The sequence below is a fragment of the Desulfovibrio sp. SGI.169 genome, assembly GCF_050313595.1.
Classification (GTDB): domain Bacteria; phylum Desulfobacterota; class Desulfovibrionia; order Desulfovibrionales; family Desulfovibrionaceae; genus Desulfovibrio.
The window spans coordinates 1-4,417 of record NZ_JBNPLS010000060.1 but is presented as its reverse complement, the minus strand read 5'-3'; the positions used below and the strand labels follow the sequence as shown (position 1 = coordinate 4,417).

The 4,417-nt window shown below is 59.0% G+C and carries 6 protein-coding genes and 1 pseudogene; 4 read left to right on the top strand and 3 right to left on the bottom strand.

What is annotated here, in order from left to right:
- The 4 genes from ACQRA4_RS13595 to ACQRA4_RS13580 all read left to right on the top strand — a co-directional run.
- The coding region (locus ACQRA4_RS13595; protein ID WP_427823593.1) for a tripartite tricarboxylate transporter permease at nt 1–892 on the top strand (892 nt) is incomplete at its 5' end.
- Nucleotides 893–926: 34 nt separating this feature from the next.
- A complete protein-coding gene (locus ACQRA4_RS13590) occupies nt 927–1,370 on the top strand; it encodes an aconitase X swivel domain-containing protein (RefSeq protein ID WP_427823592.1) in 444 nt (147 codons plus the stop codon).
- A complete protein-coding gene (locus tag ACQRA4_RS13585) occupies nt 1,367–2,581 on the top strand; it encodes an aconitase X (protein WP_427823591.1) in 1,215 nt (404 codons plus the stop codon). Before ACQRA4_RS13590 ends, ACQRA4_RS13585 begins: the two co-directional genes overlap by 4 nt.
- 25 nt (nt 2,582–2,606) lie before the next feature.
- Entirely contained in the window at nt 2,607–2,909 is a 303-nt protein-coding gene (locus tag ACQRA4_RS13580) for a Dabb family protein (protein ID WP_427823590.1), read from the top strand.
- A 92-nt stretch (nt 2,910–3,001) separates the two neighbouring features.
- Here ACQRA4_RS13580 and ACQRA4_RS13575 read toward each other — a convergent pair whose 3' ends face one another.
- From ACQRA4_RS13575 to ACQRA4_RS13565, 3 genes and pseudogenes are all read right to left on the bottom strand, one after another.
- Nucleotides 3,002–3,910 carry a LysR substrate-binding domain-containing protein gene (locus tag ACQRA4_RS13575; protein WP_427823589.1) on the bottom strand — a complete coding sequence of 303 codons (909 nt, stop codon included), beginning with the start codon at nt 3,908–3,910 and terminating at the stop codon, nt 3,002–3,004.
- 181 nt (nt 3,911–4,091) lie between these two features.
- The gene (locus ACQRA4_RS13570) at nt 4,092–4,262 is read right to left on the bottom strand and encodes a hypothetical protein (protein ID WP_427823588.1); all 171 of its coding nucleotides are present in this window, start codon (nt 4,260–4,262) and stop codon (nt 4,092–4,094) included.
- A gap of 49 nt (nt 4,263–4,311) precedes the next feature.
- Nucleotides 4,312–4,417 (bottom strand): annotated as a pseudogene (locus tag ACQRA4_RS13565) (IS5/IS1182 family transposase); the annotation flags it as partial.

Sequence of the window (4,417 nt, the reverse complement as noted above, 5' to 3'; positions counted from 1 at the left end):
TGGGCTGTTCGCCATATCGGAAATCATTTTTCAACTGACGCGCCCCGCCGCCGCCTCGCGGGTCAACGCCGCGACGGAGCGCGCGGTCTTTGGGGAGGTGGCGCGCGGGGTGTTGCGCCGCTTCAAAGGAGTGTTGAGCAAGGGAAGCCTGATCGGAGTGCTGATAGGCGTCATGCCGGGCGCTGGCGCGGCCATCGCCACTTTTATCGCTTACGGCGAGGCCAAGCGCGGCTCCAAACACCCTGAAAAGTTCGGTCACGGAGCGCCTGAGGGCATTGTGGCCGCTGAAGCCGCCAACAACAGCGCGGTTTGCGGTTCGCTGGTGCCGTTGCTGGCGCTGGGTATTCCGGGATCCGTTACCTGCGCCATCATGTATGGCGCCCTCACCCTGCACGGCATCATCCCCGGCCCGCGTCTGCTGCAGACCAGCGGGGATTTCGTTTACACCTTCATGGCAGGCATGGTGCTGACGACCTTTTTCATGCTGTTGATCGGGCGCTGCGGGCTGCGGCTGTTTTCACTGGCGCTCAAGGCGCCGATCCGCATGCTGATGCCCTGCATTCTCATATTATGCATGGTCGGAGCTTTTTCCATCAATAACAGTATGTTTGACGTACTGTTGGCCAGTATTTTCGGTTTGATGGGCTATTTTTTCAAGCTGGCGCGCATTCCGGTTGCGCCTGTCGTGCTGGGGCTCATTCTCGGTCCCATCATGGAAGAAGGCGTCCGCCAGAGCCTGATGATGGCCAAAGCTCACCATATGAACATCCTGCTCATGTTGCTGGAGCGCCCCGCCTCGCTGGCGCTGATGGTCATATTGGGAGCGCTGTGCTGGGCGTCCGTTGTTTCAGCGATCAGGACGCGCAAGCTGGGCGGCAAGCTGGAAGAATAACCATCCCGCGTCAGCATAGAATCAAGGAGCGATCATGAGTAAAATTCTGCGGGGCAGATGCATCGTCGCAGGCGTGGCGGAAGGCGAAGCCCTTGTGACTTCCCAGCCCATGGGATTCAATTTTGGTGTGGACAGCGAAAGCGGCCGCGTTATTGAGCGCGGGCATGAACTGGAGGGCATGAGCCTGAAGGACAAAGTGCTGATTTTCCCCAGCGGCAAAGGCAGCACAGGCGGTTCATTCGTCATTTACTCCATTGTGCGGTCCGGCGTTGGCCCTTGCGCTATGATCAACGTGGAGTCTGAGGCCATTATTGCCTTGGGGGCCATCATGGCAGGCATTCCCATGCTGGACAGACTGGACGGCAACCCTCTGGAAGCCGTGCGCATAGGCGATCTGGTACGGATTGACGCTGCCGCGGGGACGCTGGAAATTCTCAAGCGCCACGCGGTGGAAACGAAAGGAGGGCTCAGACCATGAAACTGACCGATGAAGAAAAAGCCATCCTGGATGGCCGTGATGGAGAACCCGCCCGTTTTTTTCTAGATATGCTGGTTACGCTGGGCCGAGTCTACGACGCGCCGTATCTGATCCCGGTGCGCAGCGCCCATGTCTCTGGCCTGTCCGTGCGGACGCTGGGCGAGGCGGGCATACGCTGGGCCGAGGATATGGCCGCCGCCGGCGCGCGGGTACGCGTGCCGACCACTATGAATGTCATCGGTATTGACAGGGCGCATGATCTCGGCCTACCACCCGACTGGGTGGCCCGACAGAAGCGCGTGATGGCCGCCTATGAAAAAATGGGTTGCTATGTTACCTCGTCATGCGTGCCGTATTATCAGGGTTTTCTGCCCCGTTTCGGCGAGCATACAGCCTGGGGCGAATCCTCGGCCGTGGTTTTTCTCAATTCCGTGATTGGCGCGCGCAACAATCGTGAGGGAGGGCCTTCCACGCTGGCCTCAGCCGTGACCGGACGCACCCCCTGCTATGGGATGCATCTTGATGAAAACCGGCGCGGCGGTCTGGTTTGCCAGGTGACTGCGGAATTGGGCGACATGTCTGATTTCGGCGCTCTGGGCGCTTTTGCCGCGGCGCATGCGGGACAGGGCATTCCGGTTTTTGAGGGAGTCAAGGCGCCGCAACTGGAAAATCTGGTGGCCCTGTGCGCCTCTCTGGCTTCCTGGGGAGGAATAGCCATGTTTCACATGACCGGCGTCACGCCGGAAGCTCCCAGCACCGAGGCGGCGTTGCGCGGTGGCGATTGCGAGCGTATCGTGTTCGGCAGTCGCGAACTGGCGGAGCAGAAAGAGAAGATGTCTTCCGGCGTGGAACGGCGCGTGGACTTGGTGGCCTTGGGTTGCCCGCATTGTTCACTGAACCAGTTGGCGGAAATTGCGCGGCGTCTGGAAGGGCGCCATGTGGCGGATGGCGTGACGCTATGGGTGCAGAGCAACGTTTCGGTACGGGCTCTGGCCGCTCAGATGGGGTATGTGGATGCCATTGAAAAGGCCGGCGGCCTTGTGACCCAGGATTTGTGCGTGGTGCTCAGCCGGCCGGAAGATCTGGGCTTTACCTCTCTGGCGACCAATTCTGCTAAAATGTGTTTTTATGCGCCGGGCAGCAATGGCATTCCGGTGTGGTACGGCGATCTTGAGCACTGCATCAGGGCCGCCGTCACCGGCGCATGGTGAGACCGCAGACAAACAAGGAGAAAATATGATCCGGCATATCGTCTGGTGGACGCTTCAGGAAGAAGCGGACGGACATTCGGCGGCGGAGAACGCCCGGCGCATCAAGGAAGCCTCAGCGTCATTATGCGGCATTCCCACAGTGCGTTCCGTGGAAGTTTCGTATCAGATCCAGCCCACGAGCACGACGCCCGCTCAGGTGGTGCTGCAATCCGCGCATGACGACATGGACGGACTGAAAGCCTATGCCGAGCATCCCATCCATCTGGAATTCGGCAGGCTGGTCAAGGCTGTCAGCGCGTCGCGGCAGGCCCTGGATTACGCCATATAAAGCAAATGAACCTTGCGGAAACGCCGGGTAAAGCATTTCCTGCCGGCCCGGATCATATCCGTCCTGCCGCGCGTCATGAGCCCTCCGTCCTCCTACAGGCGGAGGGCTTCATTCTGGAGCAGCGAAAGAAAGTCCTTGATGAAACGGGCCCGGACAGCCGGGTAGGCTGCGGGCTGGCGGGTCAAAATAAAAGTGGAAAAGTCCAGCGCTTCGTCTTTCGGGCTTGCCGTGGTGAAGTTCGGATTACCGGCGAGCATGTGCTCAATGGTGGCGTCCGGGAAAAACGCCAGGCAATTTTCCTTTTGCATGATTTCAATATTTGAATCGAAATTGGACAGTTCCGAGATGACCGTTGGGCTGATCCGGTGTTTTCCAAAATAGGCGTCCATCACCGCGCGCACAGACGAGCCGGGCTCTTTCAGCACCATGCGTTCGCCGCGCAGGTCGTCGGGGGTGAAGCGCGCCTTGCCGAACAGCCGATGGCCGCGCGGAACCACTAAAGAAACCGTATGAGTTCTATAGTAAGAACGGACGAACGCCAGGCCTGCCGGGGGTTCCCCGGTGATAGCCATATCTATTTCACGGTTGGCAAGCTGTTCCATCAGGGAGCGGGAATTGCCGGAGTGGATGGACACGGTGACGTCTTTGTCCACCCGCAGGAAATACTTGAGGATGCCCGCCGCGTCGAAGCGCTCGTAGATGGTGACCAAACCCAGATGAATATTTCTGTTCTGTCGCGCGCCGGCGTTCTTGAACAGGGCCTCGATGTCTCGCTCAATGGCAAACAGGCGTGTGGTGAGGGCGTACAGGTCTTCACCGTGTCCGGTCAATTGCAGCGCGCGCCCCTCTTTCACAAACAGTTGAACCTCATACTGCTGCTGAAGGCGCTTCAAGGCGTTGCTGACGGCGGGTTGCGAAATAAAAAGCGTTTCTGCCGCGCGCACGACGCTGTGACACTGGACGACGGCGTGAAAGACACGCAGGGCGTTGATGTTCAGCATGGGCGCTCCATAGCGGACGGAACCGCTGCTTCCGTTTCCCCGTTGCGCCTTCTGTCTGAAGCGTGCGTCTGGCGGCAGGCGGAGCGTGTCCGTATTTGAAAGCCTACCCTAATGCGTCAGGACGGGCAAGCCGATCCGGCGGAGCCTCTCGCCCCTGTGCCGCGATACGAAAAACGAAGCCTCACTGCGCCTTACGTCCGCAGCAACCGCCCGCCCGGCAGCTTTTTTTGTCCACGCCGCTTTCGCAGCCGCAGTCGCAATGTCCACTGCGCAGGGCGCGGCGGAAACGCCGTACAATGAAAAAAAACGCGGCGGCCACACACAGGATGACCAGCAACAATTGTATATCCATAACATTCACCTTTTGCTTGATTGATTTCACATGCTAGGTTCAGGACTCATTAAATATAAAAGGTGACAATGGCAGCGATGCAAATGGCGGAAAAGAAGGTGTGGGCACAACGGTCATACCGCGTGGCAATTCTACGCCAATCCTTGAGCCTGCCA

What these genes read in the sequence shown, in the direction of transcription:
- ACQRA4_RS13590 (WP_427823592.1), top strand. Translation starts at nt 927, where the DNA reads ATGAGTAAAATTCTGCGGGGCAGATGCATCGTCGCAGGCGTGGCGGAA.
- ACQRA4_RS13585 (WP_427823591.1), top strand. Translation starts at nt 1,367, where the DNA reads ATGAAACTGACCGATGAAGAAAAAGCCATCCTGGATGGCCGTGATGGA.
- ACQRA4_RS13580 (WP_427823590.1), top strand. Translation starts at nt 2,607, where the DNA reads ATGATCCGGCATATCGTCTGGTGGACGCTTCAGGAAGAAGCGGACGGA.
- ACQRA4_RS13575 (WP_427823589.1), bottom strand. Translation starts at nt 3,910, where the DNA reads ATGCTGAACATCAACGCCCTGCGTGTCTTTCACGCCGTCGTCCAGTGT.
- ACQRA4_RS13570 (WP_427823588.1), bottom strand. Translation starts at nt 4,262, where the DNA reads ATGGATATACAATTGTTGCTGGTCATCCTGTGTGTGGCCGCCGCGTTT.